The organism is uncultured Croceicoccus sp. (genome assembly GCF_947496385.1).
Classification (GTDB): domain Bacteria; phylum Pseudomonadota; class Alphaproteobacteria; order Sphingomonadales; family Sphingomonadaceae; genus Croceicoccus.
Map to the genome: position 1 here is coordinate 280,524 of NZ_CANMCP010000001.1, position 15,160 is coordinate 295,683.

Below are 15,160 nucleotides of genomic sequence, written 5' to 3' on the forward strand. Positions count from 1 at the left end.
TGCAAACTTGACGAGGCGGCACCGCACCCGCAAAGCACGCCCGCCGACGAATCGAATTGTGCAATCGAACAAGGGGCCTCGCAACGCCGCCCCGAAAGGCCGGAATACAAGAGAATGACATTGGATCGCAGCCAGCTCACCCCCATGGCCAACGCCATTCGCGCCCTGTCGATGGACGCGGTGCAGGCCGCCAATTCCGGGCACCCCGGCATGCCGATGGGCATGGCCGATGTCGCGACCGTGCTGTGGTCCGATTATCTGAAATTCGATCCCAAGGCGCCCGATTGGCACGACCGCGACCGTTTCGTCCTGTCCGCCGGGCACGGCTCGATGCTGATCTACGCATTGCTGCATCTGTCGGGCTACGACCGGCCGACGATGGAGGACATTCGCAATTTCCGCCAGCTGGGCAGCGTGTGCGCCGGGCATCCGGAAAATTTCCTCATCCCCGGCGTCGAATGCACGACCGGCCCGCTGGGCCAGGGGCTGGCCATGGCGGTCGGCATGGCGATGGCGGAACGGCATCTCAATGCGCAGTTCGGCGACGATCTTGTCGACCACCGCACGTGGACGATCGCGGGCGACGGCTGTCTCATGGAAGGCGTCAATCACGAGGCGATCGGCCTTGCCGGGCATCTGAAGCTTGGCCGGCTGAACGTGCTTTGGGACGATAACGACATCACCATCGACGGGGCGACCTCGCTTTCCACGAGCGAGGACATCAAGGCGCGCTATGCCGCGACCGGCTGGCACGTGACCAGCTGTGACGGGCATGATTTCGACGACATCCGCCGCGCGCTCGACGAGGCGGTCGCCGATCCGCGCCCGTCGCTCGTCGCGTGCAAGACCGTGATCGGCAAGGGTGCCCCGAACAAGCAGGGCACCTCCGCCACGCACGGCGCGGCGCTTGGCGACGCGGAAATCGCCGCCGTCCGCGAAACGCTGGGCTGGAGCGCCGCTCCGTTCGAGATTCCTTCGGACGTCGCGTCCGACTGGCAGGGCACCGCCGTGCGCGGCCGCAAGGCGCGGCAGGAATGGACCGACCGCCTCGCCAAATCCCCCGATGGGGAGGCGTTCCGCGCCCGTATGTCGGGCGAACTGCCCAAGCTTGCCGACTGGCAGGAATACAAGGAACAGCTTACGCGCGACATGCCGAAAATGGCCACGCGCAAGGCGAGCGAGGCTGCATTGGGCGTCCTCACCGCGTCGGTTCCGGCGTTGGTTGGCGGGTCCGCCGATCTTACCGGGTCTAACAATACCAAGACCCCCGCGACCACGCCCTTCACGGCGGAGGATTACGCGGGCCGCTACGTCTATTACGGCATTCGCGAATTCGGCATGGCCGCGGCGATGAACGGCATGGCGCTCCATGGCGGGATCATCCCCTATGGCGGCACCTTCATGGTGTTTTCGGACTATTGCCGTCCGGCGATCCGCCTCTCCGCATTGCAGGAGGCGCAGGCGATCTACGTCATGACGCACGATTCCATCGGGCTTGGCGAAGATGGCCCGACGCATCAGCCGGTCGAACACCTTCAATCGCTGCGCATGATCCCGAACCTGCGCGTGTTCCGCCCGGCCGATGCGCTCGAAACGGCGGAATGCTGGGAACTGGCGCTGCGTCATACGACGGGTCCGTCGCTTCTCGCGCTCAGCCGGCAGAACCTGCCCGCGCTGCGCACCGACGCGGATCAGAACCGGAGCGCGCGCGGCGCCTATCGCGTCCGTGCCGCCGATGCCCCGCGCAAGGTCGTCCTCATCGCCAGCGGTTCCGAAGTGCAGCTCGCGCTCGACGTCGCGGAGGTGCTGGAGGCCGAAGGCGTGGGCGCGGATGTCGTATCCATGGTCTGCACGCAGCTTTTCGACGAGCAGGACAAGATCTACCGCGACGATATCCTGCCGCACGTCAAGCCGAGCGATATCCTGCGCGTCTCGATCGAGGCGGGCAGCTCGTACGGGTGGGAACGCTACACCATGCTGGACGGTCTCCAAATCGGGATCGACCGGTTCGGCGCGTCTGCACCCGCGGACGATCTGTTCGAGAAATTCGGTTTCACGACCGATGCCATCGTTCCCCAAATCAAAGCACGTCTAGGCATCTAAGAGGAGTTTCAGCATATGGCGACGAAGGTTGCGATTAATGGTTTCGGTCGTATCGGACGGCTGGTGGCGCGCGCTCTGCTCGAACGCGACGATCACGATCTGGAACTCGTGGCGATCAACGATCTCGCCGATGCGAAGGACAATGCGCTCCTGTTCTCCTACGATTCCACGCATGGGCGTTTCCCGGGCGAGGTAACGTCCGACGCCGACAGCATCACCGTCAACGGCAAGAAGATCGCCGTCACCAAGGAGCGCGATCCCGGCAAGCTTCCGCACAAGGCGATGGGCGTCGACATCGTGCTCGAATGCACCGGTTTCTTCCAGTCGAAGGAAGCGGCCAGCCCGCATCTCGACGCCGGGGCCAAGCGCGTGCTCATCTCCGCGCCGGCCAAGAACGTCGACAAGACCATCGTGTTCGGCGTCAACCAGGACACGCTGACCGCCGACGACATCGTCGTGTCGAACGCAAGCTGCACCACCAACTGCCTCGCGCCCGTCGCAAAGGTGCTGCACGAGGCGGTCGGGATCGAGCGCGGTTTCATGACCACGATCCACAGCTACACCAATGATCAGCGCATGCTCGACCAGATGCATTCGGACATGCGTCGTGCCCGCGCCGGCGCGCAGAACATGATCCCGACGACGACGGGCGCGGCCCGCGCGGTCGGCCTCGTCCTGCCCGAACTTAATGGCAAGCTCGATGGCAGCTCGGTCCGCGTACCGACGCCGAACGTCAGCCTGATCGACCTCGTGTTCACCCCGTCGCGCGACACCAGCGCTGAGGAACTGAACGAGGCGCTCAAATCCGCCGCCAATGGTGCCTTGAAGGGTGTGCTCGATTATACGGAGGAGCCGCTGGTGTCCTCCGACTTCAACCATTATCCGGCCAGCTCGACCGTCGACAGCCTCGAAACCGCAGTGCTGGAAAACAAGCTTGCCCGCGTCGTGTCGTGGTATGACAACGAATGGGGCTTCTCCAACCGGATGATCGACACCGCCGGCGTGATCGCGGGCCTGATCTGAGCCGGAGGGACGGACGATGAGCGTGGGGCGGTTGGTCGGCATTGCGCGGCATGACCGCCCGCGCGGTCCGATCGAGGAAATAGACGCCGTTGAGGTGACGGTGGAGGCGGGCCTTGCCGGCGATTATCGCGGTGCGATGAAGCCGGACGGCCCGCGCAAGCGCCAGGTTTCGCTCATCACCGCATCGGGATGGGCCGCCGCGATGGCCGATCTCGACCTCGCGCCCGACGCCATCGCCTGGTCCGAGCGGCGTGCCAACCTGCTCGTCGACGGTATTGCATTGCCGCGCGAGGCGGGTGCGCGAATCCATATCGGCGAAACCCTCGTCATCGAGGCGGTGCAGGAATGCGACCCCTGCAGCCGGATGGAAGACATTCACGCCGGATTGAAGGCGGCGCTGACGCCCGATTGGCGCGGCGGCGTGCTGGGCCGGGTGCTGAACGGCGGGCACATCGCCACAGGCGACATCATAAGGATCGATGCATGAGCAGCTTTCGCACTCTCGACGATATTGAACAGGTTGCAGGCAGGGTGGCGCTCGTCCGCGTCGATCTGAACCTCCCGATGAACGGCGGGCAGGTCACGGACCGCACGCGGATCAACGCCTCGGCGCCGACCATTCTCGAACTTGCCGATGCGGGGGCAAAGGTGCTGCTCCTCGCGCATTTCGGCAGGCCGAAGGGCGAGCGCAGCTCGACCCAGTCGCTCAGCATGGTGGTCGATGCGGTGCAGGACGTCCTTGGCCGCGAAATCATGTTCGTGCCCGAAGTCGCCGGCGATGTCGTCGCGCAATCGGTCGGCATTTTGCGCAATGGCGACGTCGCCATCCTCGAAAACACGCGCTTCTGGCCGGGCGAGGAGGCAAACGACGCCGAATTCGCCGCCGCCATCGCCGCCAATGGCGATTTCTACGTCAATGATGCGTTTTCCGCCGCCCACCGCGCCCATGCCAGCACCGAGGCGGTCACCCATTGCCTGCCAAGCTATGCCGGGCGCGCGATGCAGAAGGAACTCGAAGCGCTCGACAAGGCGCTCGGCAATCCGGAAAAGCCGGTCGCGGCCGTCGTGGGCGGGGCCAAGGTGTCGAGCAAGCTCGCCGTGCTGGAGCATCTTGTCGGGATCGTCGATCACCTCATCATCGGTGGCGGCATGGCCAACACCTTCCTCGCCGCGCGCGGGGTCGATGTCGGCAAATCCTTGTGCGAGCACGAGTTGAAGCCCACGGTGGAAAAGATCATGGAGGCCGCCGATCGTTCGGGCTGCACCGTGCATCTGCCCTATGATGTGGTGGTGGCGACCGAATTCGCCGCCCATCCCGCATCGCTGCGCACCTGCAACGTGCACGAGGTCGCGGCAGAGGAGATGATCCTCGACATTGGGCCGCAGGCGACCGAGGCGCTGGCCGATGTGCTCAAGACCTGCCGCACGCTGGTGTGGAACGGGCCGCTCGGCGCGTTCGAGACCGAGCCGTTCGATGCGGCCACCGTATCCCTTGCAAAGACCGCGGCCGCGCTCACCCGCGAAGGCTCGCTCGTGTCCGTGGCAGGCGGGGGCGACACGGTTGCCGCGCTCAATCACGCGGGCGCCGGGGACGATTTCACCTATGTCTCGACCGCGGGCGGGGCCTTTCTCGAATGGATGGAAGGGCGCGAATTGCCGGGGGTCGCGGCGTTGACACGCTGAGTGCCGAACCTTTCTCGAACACACGATTGAACAGGGGATTGCGACGATGACTTACGACGAGATGCTTGAACAGATCCGCAATGGCGATGGCTTTATCGCGGCTTTGGACCAGAGCGGCGGATCGACGCCTAAGGCGCTGCGCGGATATGGTGTCGAGGATGATGCATGGTCGGGCGACGAGGAAATGTTCGCCATGATCCACACCATGCGCAGCCGTATCGTGACCTCGCCGTGCTTCAACGGGGACAGGGTGCTCGGCGCGATCCTGTTCGAGAAGACCATGGACGGCGACGCCGACGGCAAGCCGGTCCCCACCGTGTTGCAGGAGCGCGGCGTGGTCCCGTTCCTCAAGGTCGACAAGGGGCTGGAGGACGAGGACAAGGGCGTGCAACTGATGAAGCCGATGCCCGGCCTCACCGAGCTGTTGAAGCGCGCGAAGGACAAGGGCGTGTTCGGCACGAAGATGCGTTCGGTCATCAATTCCGCCGATGCGCAGGGTATCGCCGCCATCGTGAAGCAGCAGTTCGATGTCGGCAACCAGATCGTCGATGCCGGGCTCATGCCGATCCTGGAGCCGGAATACACCATCAGCGCCGAGGACCGCGCCGAGGGTGAGGAGATCCTGCGTGACGAGATCCTCAAGGCGCTCGACGAGCTGTCCGGCGGGCGTCAGGTCATGCTGAAGCTGTCGATCCCGGCGGTGCCCGGCACCTATGATGCGCTGGTCGACCATCCGGCGGTGGCGCGCGTCGTCGCGCTTTCGGGTGGGTATTCGCGCACCGACGCCTGCGCCGAGCTGGCGAAGAACAAGGGCATGATCGCAAGCTTCAGCCGCGCCTTGCTCGAAGAGCTGCGCCACCAAATGGATGACAAGCAGTTCGACGACGCGCTTTCCACCGCGATCGACGAAATCTACTGCGCATCGGCGGAAAAGAACGCCGCCTGAGACACGCGCCTATGGCGTGATCGCGTAAACGAAGCGGTACTCCCCCGTCGGGATTGCCGCTTCGCCTTTTTCGGGTGTCACCTGCATCAGAAGAACGCGTGTGCCGCGCACCGTCGCTTCCTCCCCGGCGGTAAGCGTGCGCGTCTCGGCCTGTCCGTCGCCCTCGATCCGTACGTCGACGACGACCCGGCCTGCCCATACGCATTGCGTGCCAACCGGGCAGCGGCTGTCCTCGACCACGGCCTGCGTGGTGAGCGCCCATTCGCCCGCAGGAACCGTTTCGCCAATCGCGACGGGCGGCCGCGTCGAAGGCAGGGGCACCGCGCGTTCGGCGCCATCCGGGCCGATTGCCGTACAGCCCGACAACGCGGCGACGGCCATGAGGCAGCCCGGCAATATCGTTCGACCAAGCATAAGACTTCACACTCCTTCGCGACGCGGTTAGGGCATCTCGCATGAACCGCACCGATCTCTATCTCATTTCGCCGCTCGACGTGACCGGCGATTTTCCCGACCGGCTTGCCCGCGCCATCGATGCCGGCGACGGCCTCGTCACCGCCTTTCAGTTTCGCGTGAAGGACATGGATCAGCATGAGGCCGCACGCCTTGCCCAGCCGCTCCGCACGCTTTGCGCCGATCGCGGCGTCGGCTTTATCGTCAACGATTCCATCAGCCTCGCCAACCGGCTCGACGCCGATGGCGTGCACCTGGGGCAGGGTGACGGCACGGTCGCCGATGCCCGCGAAAAGCTTGGCAAGGATGCGCAGATCGGCGTGACGTGCCATGGGAGCCGCCATCTCGCGATGGATGCGGGCGAGGCCGGCGCCGACTATGTCGCGTTCGGCGCGTTCTTTCCCAGCACGACCAAGCAAACCGAGCATCGGGCCGAGCTCGAACTGCTCGAATTCTGGCAGCATCTTTTCGAGATTCCCTGTGTGGCGATCGGCGGCATCACGCCGGACAATTGCGCCCCGCTGGTGACCGCGGGTGCGGATTTCCTCGCGGTATCGGGCGCCATATGGAACGGGGACGAGGCCGCGTCCGTCCGCGCATTCGCCCGCGCCATCGCCAATGCGCCGCCCCGGCCAGAGGGCGAATTTCGACGCTAGGATCCCGGCACGATTTCGTATCTGCGACGTTTGATGCGGAAACGAATGAACTGGTCCGCACCGATCGTGGGCCGGACATGACGAGGATATGACGATTATGCGGCTTTTCCATGCAACCCTGGCGTTTCCCCTCGCGCTGGCGCTGGTCGCGTGCGGGAGCGATGCCGAAACGCCGGAGCCGCAGCCGACGCAGAGCGAAGCGGCGAACGACGACAACGACGCCGACGCCATGGCCAGCAACGATCCCGCGCCGGGGGAAACCCGCCCCGAGCAATACCCCGACAGCGAGGAACGGCCCACGATGCAATTGCAGGTCGTGCTGGATCGGCTCGCCTTTTCGCCGGGGGTGATCGACGGCAAGATGGGCCTCTCGACGCGCAACGCGATCGAGGGGTTTCAGATGGCCAACGACCTGGAACCGACTGGCGAGATGAATGACGAGACCCGCGCCGCGCTCGTCGAATATGACAATATCGCCGCAACGCGCGTCGTCACCATTCCCGAGGAATTCGCCGTCGGCCGGTTCGAGCCGATCCCCGACGACCCGGCCGAGCAGGCTGAGATGCAGCGTCTGGGCTACGAATCGCTGGAAGAAAAGCTGGCCGAGCGGTTCCACACCACGGTCGAGACGCTCCGCATGCTCAACCCCGGTGGGCGGCCCGCCGGCGCGGACATGCTGGGCGCGAGCGCGACGCAGCGGTTCGACGATGGCGATGACGCGCAGAGCGGCGCGGCCCCGCGGCCGACACCTTCACCCTCCGCGTCGCCGCGTGAGGAAGGCGACGCCGAAAATTCGGACACGCCCACCTTCGCCGCCGGGCAGAAAATCCGCGTCCCGAATATCGGCGCCGATTTCATGGACCGCCGTGCCGAGCTCGATGACGACTGGCGCTCCACGCTGCGCATGCTGGGCGTCGGGACGGAGCAGCCCGATGCCGCCCGCATCGTGGTGGACGAATCGGAAAAGACGCTCGTCGCCTACGACGACAGCGACGAGGTGATCGCGATGTTCACCGTCACCTCGGGGTCGAGCAACGATCCGCTCCCGATCGGCGACTGGAAGATCAATGGCGTCGCGCATAATCCGCCCTTCGCCTACGATCCCGACCTGTTCTGGGATGTGCCCGACAGCGAGCAGGACCGGCAATTGCCCCCCGGTCCGAACGGCCCGGTCGGCGTGGTCTGGATCGACCTGTCGAAGGAGCATTACGGCATTCACGGCACGTCGGCCCCCGAAACCATCGGTCGCGCGCAAAGCCATGGCTGCGTTCGCCTGACCAACTGGGACGCGGCGCGGCTGGCCGAAATGGTATCGGGATCGACCAAGGTGGTGTTCAAGAAATAGGCACGGCGGATGAACACGGTGCGCGATAATGCCGGGCGTTTCGCCCGCGACGTGAAGATCGCGGTGATCAGCATCGCGCTGACCTCGATCGCCTGGCTGCTAGCCTACGCCCTGCTAGACCCCTATCGTCCGCCCGAACCGAACTATGACCCGAGCGTCGGCGATGCGCCTTTGCCGACATTCGGAGACGCCAGCGATGCGGCGAGAGTGCAGGATCGTGCCGGTGGCGGCGAACAGGCGGTCCCGCGCGCTGCCGATGCCCGGGGCAATTCGCCGGCACGCGTCCGGCTTGCGATTCCGGTCGCCGGGGTTCGGGCCGATATGCTGACCGACACGTTTCGCGATGCGCGGGCGGGCGGCAAACGGGTTCACGATGCCATCGACATCATGGCGCCTGCCGGCACGCCGGTGCTCGCGGCAGAAGCTGGCGTGGTGGAAAAGCTGTTCCGTTCGGACGAGGGCGGCGAAACCATCTATATCCGCACGCCGGACGGGGGCGAAATCCACTATTACGCCCATCTTCGCCGCTATGCTCCGCAATTGCGCGAGGGGGCGCGGATCCGCCGCGGCGACAGGCTCGGCACGGTCGGCAGCACCGGAAACGCCGATCCGTCCGCGCCGCATCTTCATTTCGCGGTGATGCGGATGGAGCCGGGCGAGGAATGGTTCGAAGGGTCCGCCATCAATCCGTATCCACTGCTCACCGGGCGGCGCTGAACCGCGGATACGCCGTATGCGCACGGGTGGATTGGCTTTCGCCCGATAGATCCCTATCTGGCAGGCAAGCCCATTCGAAGACGCCAGATGGACATACGCATCATGACCATTCACAAGACCCGCATGCTCATCATCGGTTCCGGCCCCGCCGGGCTTTCCGCCGCGATCTACGCCGCGCGCGCAGGGATGGAGCCAATCGTGGTGCAGGGGCTTCAGCCGGGCGGGCAGCTCACCATCACCACCGATGTCGAGAATTACCCCGGCTTTCGCGACGTGATCCAGGGCCCCTGGCTGATGCAGGAGATGCAGGCGCAGGCCGAGCATGTCGGCACGCGCATGATGTGGGACACGATCACCTCTGTCGACCTGAAGAGCGGGCCGCCGTTCGTTGCGAAGGGCGACAGCGGCGATGAATATCACGGCGATACGCTGTGCATCGCGACCGGGGCGCAGGCGAAATGGCTGGGCGTGGAGGGCGAGCAGGCCTTTTCCGGCAAGGGCGTGTCGGCCTGCGCGACCTGCGACGGGTTCTTCTATCGCGGCAAGAAGGTCGTGGTCATCGGCGGCGGCAATACCGCGGTCGAGGAGGCGCTCTACCTGACCAACCATTCCGACGATGTGACGCTGATCCATCGGCGCGACAGCCTGCGCGCGGAAAAGATCCTTCAGGACCGTCTCCACAAGAGCGACAAGATCAGCGTGCTGTGGAACAAGACGGTGGAGGAATTCTGCGGCGAGGATGGCAAGGGGCTCACCCATCTCCGGTTAAAGGATACCGAAACGGGCGAGGAAAGCCGCTTTGACACAGAGGGCGCGTTCGTCGCGATCGGCCATGCCCCCGCGACCGAATTGTTCGCAGGACAGCTCCCGCTCGACCCCTCAGGCTATATCGAGGTGGCGCCCGGCACGCCCAAGACCGAGATTCCGGGCGTGTTCGCATGCGGCGACGTGATGGACCACACCTATCGCCAGGCGGTCACGGCGGCAGGCACCGGGTGCATGGCCGCACTCGATGCGGAACGGTTTCTCGGCACGCTGGAGGTTGCGCGCGACGAAATGGCCGGCGCGGACGCCTGAGCCCCCGTGGACCGATCGTGCCGGGCCTTAGCGCCCGGCGCGTTTGTCCATGACGAAGCGCAGCAGCGCGCCATAGGTTTCGAGCATGTCGCCATCGACCTCGTCATCTTCGATCACGATATCGAAACTGTCCTCGATCTCGGTGAGAAGCCCGGCGACCGCCTGCGAATCCAGTTCGGGCAGCGCGCCGAAAAGCTCGGTATCTTGGTCGAAACCGGCGACCCTTTGTTCCGAAAGCGCCAGTATGTCGGCAAGCACGGCCCGCAATTTCGTGTCGGGCGACTGGATGACGGGGGGAATGGCTTCGTTCATGGCGCCCGGCGGCTTAGCTTTTACAGGGCGCGGACGCAAGCATGGCGGCGCGCGCCGGCAATGCTATGGATAGGATCATGACACCGCCGCCATCCCGCCCTGTCGATCATCTCGCCCTCTGCGGCGAGCGGGGCGCCGATGCCCTCGTGCTGAAGGATCGGACGCTGTCCTTTGGAGAGCTGGAGGATGCGGTGGGGCATCTCGCTGCATGGCTCGCGCATCGCGGAGCGCAGGAGGGATGGGACGCCGGTGCACGGGTGGCGAGCTGGGCGGGGAAGGGCTGGCTTACCTGCATCATGCCGCTCGCCGCGCCGCGGGCGGGGATGGTGCACGTGCCGGTGAACCCGGTGCTGAAGCCTGCGCAGGTGGCGCATATCCTCGGCGATAGCGGGGCGCGGCTCATCGTCGGAAATTCCGGCCGGCTCGACACGCTGAACGATGCGGACATGCCTGCCGGCTGCGCTGCGGTCGAGGAGACGGCGTGCGAACATGCGGCGATGGCCGGCGATGCGATGGCGCCGTCCGGTGCCGTGCCCAACGATCTGGCCGCGATCCTTTATACCAGCGGTTCGACCGGGCGGCCCAAGGGCGTCATGCTCAGCCATGCGAATCTCTGGCTCGGCGCGGAGGCGGTCGCGTCCTATCTCCGATTGGGAGGCGACGACCGAACCTTGTGCGTCCTCCCGCTGGCGTTCGATTACGGCCAGAATCAGCTGCTCTCGACATGGTTCGCAGGCGGTGCGGCGGTGCCGATCGACTATCTTCTCCCCCGCGCCGTGGTGAAGGCCGTCGCCGACCGGCGCATCACGACGCTTGCCGGGGTTCCGCCGCTCTGGGTGCAATTGCTGGAACAGGAATGGACGGCGGAGGCCATCGCGACGCTGCGGCTGCTCACCAATAGCGGCGGCGCGCTGGGCGAACCGCTGGTCCGGGCGTTGCGGGCGCGCTTTCCCGATGCGCGCCTCTACCCGATGTACGGCCTGACCGAGGCGTTTCGCTCCACCTTTCTCGACCCCGACGAGGTGGATACGAAACCGACGAGCATCGGGCGCGCCATTCCCCATGCCGAGATCATCGTGATGCGCGACGACGGAACGCCGGGCGGGCCGGGGGACGAGGGGGAGCTGGTCCATGCAGGCCCGCTCGTCGCGCAGGGCTACTGGCACGATCCGGCGCGCACCGCCGAGCGTTTCCGGCCTGCGCCGGAGGGCTCGCAATATGGCGGGACGGCGGTCTGGTCCGGCGACAGGGTGCGCATGGGCGCGGACGGCCTCCTCTATTTCGTGGGGCGGCGTGACGCGCTGATCAAATCCTTCGGTCAGAGGATCAGCCCGCAGGAGATCGAGGATGCGGCGCTGGGCACCGGCCTTGTCGCGGAGGCGGTTGCATTCGGCCTGCCCGATGCGCGGGCGGGGCAGGCGATCCACATGGTTGCGCGCGCGGCGCCGGCGGTCGGTTCCGATCGTGCGCAGGCCGAATTGCCGAGGGCGATGGCCCGTGCATTGCCGTCCTTCATGCAACCGGCTCATATTCACTGGCGCGACGAATTGCCGCGCGGCGCAACCGGAAAGCTGGACCGCACCGGCCTCATCCGCGCAATCGAGAGTGCTGCATCATGAAGAAGCTTGGCCCCATTCCGGACGGATTCACCACGACCGATGGCGAGCTTGTCATCGACGGCACGCCCGTATCGCATTGGGCGGGGCAGACGCCTGCCTTCGTCTATTCCGCCGCCATGCTCGAACGCCGGGCCGCGATGTTGTGGTCGGCGATGCCGGACGAACTCGCCATCCATTACGCGATGAAAGCGAACCCGTTTCCGCCCTTGCTGTCGCACATGGCCGGGCTTATCGATGGGTTCGACGTCGCCTCGGGGGGTGAATTGCGCCTCGCGCGAGAGGCGGGCGTGGAGCCCGCCCGCATCAGCTTCGCCGGGCCGGGCAAGGACGATGGCGAGCTTTCCGATGCGATCATGGCCGGCATCACGCTGAACCTCGAATCCGAAGGGGAGGCGCGGCGGGCTTTCGCGATTGGCGAGCGGCTCGGCATCGCGCCGCGGCTCGCCATCCGGGTCAATCCCGATTTCGATCTGCGCGGTTCGGGAATGAAGATGGGCGGCGGACCGCGCCAGTTCGGCATCGATGCGATCCGCGTTCCCGCGCTCGTCCGCGAAATCGTGGCGAGCGGGGCGGAATGGCGCGGCTTCCACATCTACGCCGGGAGCCAGGCGCTCGACGCGGCGGCGGTCATCGAAACGCAGGCCGCCACGATCGCCTTGGCCGCCCGGCTTGGTGAGGAAAGCGGCGTGCCGGTGCCGCATTGCAACCTGGGCGGCGGTTTCGGCATCCCTTATTTTGCGGGGGACACGCCGCTCGACATCGGCGCGGTCGGTCGGGCGTTGGACGGGCAATTGTCGAAGCGCCCCGCCATCCTGCGCGATACGGCGTTCGCAATCGAACTTGGCCGGTGGCTCGTCGGGGAGGCCGGGGTCTATCTCTCCCGCGTGCTCGATGTGAAGGAGAGCCACGGAGAAATCTTCGCGGTGATCGACGGGGGCCTGCATCACCAGCTTGCGGCATCCGGAAACTTCGGCACCGTGGTCCGGCGCAACTATCCCGTTGCCATCGCCAACCGGATGGACACGCCGGCGATGGAACGTGGACAGACCATCGTCGGACGGCTGTGTACGCCGATCGACCGCATTGCGGAAAATGCCGCCCTTCCGCGCATCGAAACGGGCGATACGGTAGCCGTCTTCTGCGCCGGTGCGTATGGGGCAAGCGCGAGTCCCGCGGAGTTTCTCGGCCATGGAAAGGCCACCGAAATTATCTTTTGATGCGTGCAATTGATGCGTGCAATCGGGCCGTTAGCACCATTACGGAGGTAATTTTTCGCGGATTCCCCGGCAGATTTTTAGTTAACATTTGATTTAGTTGGATATGGATGCAGCTACGCTTATGCGTCCAAACCTTATTGGGCATAATTCCCTCGTACCCCAGCGCAGAGGGCATGCTCATGTTTCAAAACGACAATGCGACTTTCGAAGACCGGACGCAGGTGCTTTTTCGGCAGGTGCGCGTCGGCCCGGCACAGGCGATGCGCCAATGCGTCGCCGCGGTTCAACGCGGTGACCGCAATATCGTGCTGACCAGTGCGCTGCGAACCGAACGCCGGACGATCCTCACCGAAATCGGCCGGCTGGTCGGGCCGAAATATCGGCGTGTGCTGCGCTTCGATGCCGCGTTGGAGTGTGGTCATATTCTCGACCGGCTCGATCTCGAATGCGACGATGCCCGCACCGAGACATCGCGCTATCTCGTGATAATCGACAATGCCGAGATGATGGATGCCACCACACTGCGGGCGCTTGGCGACATGGAAAACCTGCCCGGCGGTTGCCCCCTTCAAATCGTGCTGGCGGGAGGAGAATTGCTGATTTCCCGGATGTTCGAGCCGAGCAGCAGCCAGTTGTGGTCCGCGACGAAACTGGCACTCACGCTCGACGGAAGCGAGCCGGAGATGCGCACCCAGATCGGCAGCGCGGACCGGCTGCGCCGCGAAATCGCCAGAACAGAAGCAAAGCTCGCCACGCAAAAGCGCATGCTCGCCATTTTCGAAGGGTGCGGTAGCGATGGCACCAACTCGCTGATCTGATGCAGCGCGAATGAAAATGAGGGCGCCAGTTTCCTGACGGAAGGCCCGGCGGCCGCAACGGCAGGGTCGCTTATTGTTCGCCGTGCCCGCGGGCGAGGTAATCGGCCGATTGCATTTCCATCAGCCGGCTCACCGTTCTTTCAAATTCGAAGCGCCCGTCGCCCGCCTCGTAGAGATCGGCCGGTTCCGCATCCGCGCTCGCGATCAGCTTGACGCCGTTTTCATAGAGCGCGTCGATCAGCGTGACGAAACGCGCCGCCTCGTTTCGCTCGCTCGGCGTGAGGCGGGGGATACCGACGATGATGACCGAATGGTAATTGCGCGCAATGGCGAGATAATCGGCGGCGCCGCGCGGTTCGCCGCACAGCCGCTTGAATGAAAAGACCGCGACCCCCTTGAGGCTCTTCGGCACCCAGATGCTCCGTCCGCCGCTTACCGGGAGATCGGTTCCGCTCACATGGTCGGCATCCTCGGGCGGATAATCGGTCAGGCGAAAAAACGCCTCGCGCACCTTGTCGGTCGCCGCCTCACCCAAAGGCGTGTGCCAGGTTTCGATACCCGACAGCCGTTCCATGCGATAATCGTTGGGCCCGTTAAGCGGGACGACCTGCAAGCGCCGCTCGATCAGCGCGATGAACGGCAGGAAATGCTCGCGGTTGAGGCCGTCCTTGTACAGGTCGGAGGGCGGGCGGTTCGACGTGGTGATGATGGTGACATCCTGTTCCATCATCGCGGTGAACAGCCGGCTCATGATCATGGCATCGGCGCTGTTGTTGACGACCATCTCGTCGAACGCGAGGCAGCGAACCTCGCCCGCGATCGCCGTCGCCACGGGCAGGATGGGGTCGCCCGTCTCCTTCGCCCGCTCGGCCCGAAGCCGGTCGTGCACGTCGAGCATGAATTCGTGAAAGTGAATGCGCCGCTTCGCCGGGATGGCAAGCGTGTCGTGGAACAGATCCATCAGCATGGATTTGCCGCGCCCCACGCCGCCCCACATGTAGATTCCGCCGGGCGCGGGCGGCGGCGCCTTGCCGAACAGCTTTTGCAGCACGCCGCCCTGCGACGGGGCGGCTTTCTCGATCTCCTGCTGCAACGCGTCGAGCGTGACGGCGGCTTGCTGCTGCTCGGCATCGGGTCGGAGTTCGCCCGCGGCGACCAGCGCCTCGTATCGTTCGATCATGCCTGTCACGG

General features: G+C 65.2%; 15 protein-coding genes. 12 read left to right on the forward strand and 3 right to left on the reverse strand.

The features are described 5' to 3' along the window. The first annotated feature begins 114 nt into the window (after nt 1–114). Genes tkt through Q0897_RS01445 form a run of 5 tightly spaced genes read left to right on the forward strand, consistent with a single transcriptional unit; the run spans nt 115 to nt 5,755 of the window. Complete coding sequence (gene tkt / locus Q0897_RS01425; protein ID WP_299307127.1) at nt 115–2,103, forward strand: transketolase; 1,989 nt, start codon at nt 115–117, stop codon at nt 2,101–2,103. 15 nt (nt 2,104–2,118) lie between these two features. Then, nucleotides 2,119–3,126 (forward strand): type I glyceraldehyde-3-phosphate dehydrogenase, encoded by a 1,008-nt coding sequence (gene gap, locus Q0897_RS01430; protein WP_202083754.1) that lies wholly within the window; start codon nt 2,119–2,121, stop codon nt 3,124–3,126. Nucleotides 3,127–3,142: 16 nt separating this feature from the next. Then, nucleotides 3,143–3,613 (forward strand): MOSC domain-containing protein, encoded by a 471-nt coding sequence (locus Q0897_RS01435; RefSeq protein ID WP_299307128.1) that lies wholly within the window; start codon nt 3,143–3,145, stop codon nt 3,611–3,613. Beyond that, nucleotides 3,610–4,809 (forward strand): phosphoglycerate kinase, encoded by a 1,200-nt coding sequence (locus Q0897_RS01440; protein ID WP_299307129.1) that lies wholly within the window; start codon nt 3,610–3,612, stop codon nt 4,807–4,809. The genes Q0897_RS01435 and Q0897_RS01440 overlap by 4 nt, the downstream gene beginning before the upstream one ends. A 46-nt stretch (nt 4,810–4,855) precedes the next feature. Further along, a complete protein-coding gene (locus tag Q0897_RS01445; protein WP_299307130.1) occupies nt 4,856–5,755 on the forward strand; it encodes a fructose bisphosphate aldolase in 900 nt (299 codons plus the stop codon). 9 nt (nt 5,756–5,764) lie between these two features. Here Q0897_RS01445 and Q0897_RS01450 read toward each other — a convergent pair whose 3' ends face one another. Further along, nucleotides 5,765–6,136, reverse strand: a complete 372-nt coding sequence (locus Q0897_RS01450; RefSeq protein WP_299307131.1) for a hypothetical protein — start codon at nt 6,134–6,136, stop codon at nt 5,765–5,767. A gap of 74 nt (nt 6,137–6,210) precedes the next feature. Here Q0897_RS01450 and thiE point away from each other — a divergent pair, with 74 nt between their 5' ends. From thiE to trxB, 4 genes are all read left to right on the forward strand, one after another. After that, complete coding sequence (gene thiE, locus Q0897_RS01455) at nt 6,211–6,864, forward strand: thiamine phosphate synthase (RefSeq protein ID WP_299307132.1); 654 nt, start codon at nt 6,211–6,213, stop codon at nt 6,862–6,864. A gap of 97 nt (nt 6,865–6,961) precedes the next feature. After that, nucleotides 6,962–8,209: a L,D-transpeptidase family protein gene (locus Q0897_RS01460; protein WP_299307133.1), complete on the forward strand. Its 1,248-nt coding sequence runs from the start codon at nt 6,962–6,964 to the stop codon at nt 8,207–8,209. 9 nt (nt 8,210–8,218) lie between these two features. Then, complete coding sequence (locus Q0897_RS01465) at nt 8,219–8,926, forward strand: M23 family metallopeptidase (protein ID WP_299307134.1); 708 nt, start codon at nt 8,219–8,221, stop codon at nt 8,924–8,926. A 102-nt stretch (nt 8,927–9,028) separates the two neighbouring features. Further along, complete coding sequence (gene trxB / locus Q0897_RS01470) at nt 9,029–10,003, forward strand: thioredoxin-disulfide reductase (protein WP_299307135.1); 975 nt, start codon at nt 9,029–9,031, stop codon at nt 10,001–10,003. A 27-nt stretch (nt 10,004–10,030) separates the two neighbouring features. On the opposite strand, the gene Q0897_RS01475 is transcribed toward trxB, so the two are convergent. Then, nucleotides 10,031–10,315 (reverse strand): phosphopantetheine-binding protein, encoded by a 285-nt coding sequence (locus Q0897_RS01475; protein WP_299307136.1) that lies wholly within the window; start codon nt 10,313–10,315, stop codon nt 10,031–10,033. A gap of 77 nt (nt 10,316–10,392) precedes the next feature. Here Q0897_RS01475 and Q0897_RS01480 point away from each other — a divergent pair, with 77 nt between their 5' ends. From Q0897_RS01480 to Q0897_RS01490, 3 genes are all read left to right on the forward strand, one after another. Next, nucleotides 10,393–11,934, forward strand: a complete 1,542-nt coding sequence (locus Q0897_RS01480; protein ID WP_299307137.1) for an acyl-CoA ligase (AMP-forming), exosortase A system-associated — start codon at nt 10,393–10,395, stop codon at nt 11,932–11,934. Further along, nucleotides 11,931–13,151 (forward strand): pyridoxal-dependent decarboxylase, exosortase A system-associated, encoded by a 1,221-nt coding sequence (locus Q0897_RS01485; RefSeq protein WP_299307138.1) that lies wholly within the window; start codon nt 11,931–11,933, stop codon nt 13,149–13,151. The genes Q0897_RS01480 and Q0897_RS01485 overlap by 4 nt, the downstream gene beginning before the upstream one ends. Before the next feature lie 173 nt (nt 13,152–13,324). Next, complete coding sequence (locus Q0897_RS01490; RefSeq protein WP_299307139.1) at nt 13,325–13,969, forward strand: hypothetical protein; 645 nt, start codon at nt 13,325–13,327, stop codon at nt 13,967–13,969. 70 nt (nt 13,970–14,039) lie between these two features. On the opposite strand, the gene zapE is transcribed toward Q0897_RS01490, so the two are convergent. Then, on the reverse strand, nt 14,040–15,158 hold the full coding sequence (zapE, locus tag Q0897_RS01495; protein ID WP_299307140.1) for a cell division protein ZapE: 1,119 nt from the start codon (nt 15,156–15,158) through the stop codon (nt 14,040–14,042). Nucleotides 15,159–15,160 lie beyond the last annotated feature (2 nt).

Excerpts from the sequence above, each read along its gene's own strand:
- Q0897_RS01450 (WP_299307131.1), bottom strand. The coding sequence starts at position 6,136 with ATGGCCGTCGCCGCGTTGTCGGGCTGTACGGCAATCGGCCCGGATGGC.
- Q0897_RS01480 (WP_299307137.1), top strand. The coding sequence starts at position 10,393 with ATGACACCGCCGCCATCCCGCCCTGTCGATCATCTCGCCCTCTGCGGC.
- tkt (WP_299307127.1), top strand. The coding sequence starts at position 115 with ATGACATTGGATCGCAGCCAGCTCACCCCCATGGCCAACGCCATTCGC.
- Q0897_RS01435 (WP_299307128.1), top strand. The coding sequence starts at position 3,143 with ATGAGCGTGGGGCGGTTGGTCGGCATTGCGCGGCATGACCGCCCGCGC.
- Q0897_RS01440 (WP_299307129.1), top strand. The coding sequence starts at position 3,610 with ATGAGCAGCTTTCGCACTCTCGACGATATTGAACAGGTTGCAGGCAGG.
- Q0897_RS01460 (WP_299307133.1), top strand. The coding sequence starts at position 6,962 with ATGCGGCTTTTCCATGCAACCCTGGCGTTTCCCCTCGCGCTGGCGCTG.
- gap (WP_202083754.1), top strand. The coding sequence starts at position 2,119 with ATGGCGACGAAGGTTGCGATTAATGGTTTCGGTCGTATCGGACGGCTG.
- Q0897_RS01485 (WP_299307138.1), top strand. The coding sequence starts at position 11,931 with ATGAAGAAGCTTGGCCCCATTCCGGACGGATTCACCACGACCGATGGC.
- Q0897_RS01475 (WP_299307136.1), bottom strand. The coding sequence starts at position 10,315 with ATGAACGAAGCCATTCCCCCCGTCATCCAGTCGCCCGACACGAAATTG.
- trxB (WP_299307135.1), top strand. The coding sequence starts at position 9,029 with ATGACCATTCACAAGACCCGCATGCTCATCATCGGTTCCGGCCCCGCC.
- Q0897_RS01490 (WP_299307139.1), top strand. The coding sequence starts at position 13,325 with ATGCTCATGTTTCAAAACGACAATGCGACTTTCGAAGACCGGACGCAG.
- Q0897_RS01465 (WP_299307134.1), top strand. The coding sequence starts at position 8,219 with ATGAACACGGTGCGCGATAATGCCGGGCGTTTCGCCCGCGACGTGAAG.
- Q0897_RS01445 (WP_299307130.1), top strand. The coding sequence starts at position 4,856 with ATGACTTACGACGAGATGCTTGAACAGATCCGCAATGGCGATGGCTTT.
- thiE (WP_299307132.1), top strand. The coding sequence starts at position 6,211 with ATGAACCGCACCGATCTCTATCTCATTTCGCCGCTCGACGTGACCGGC.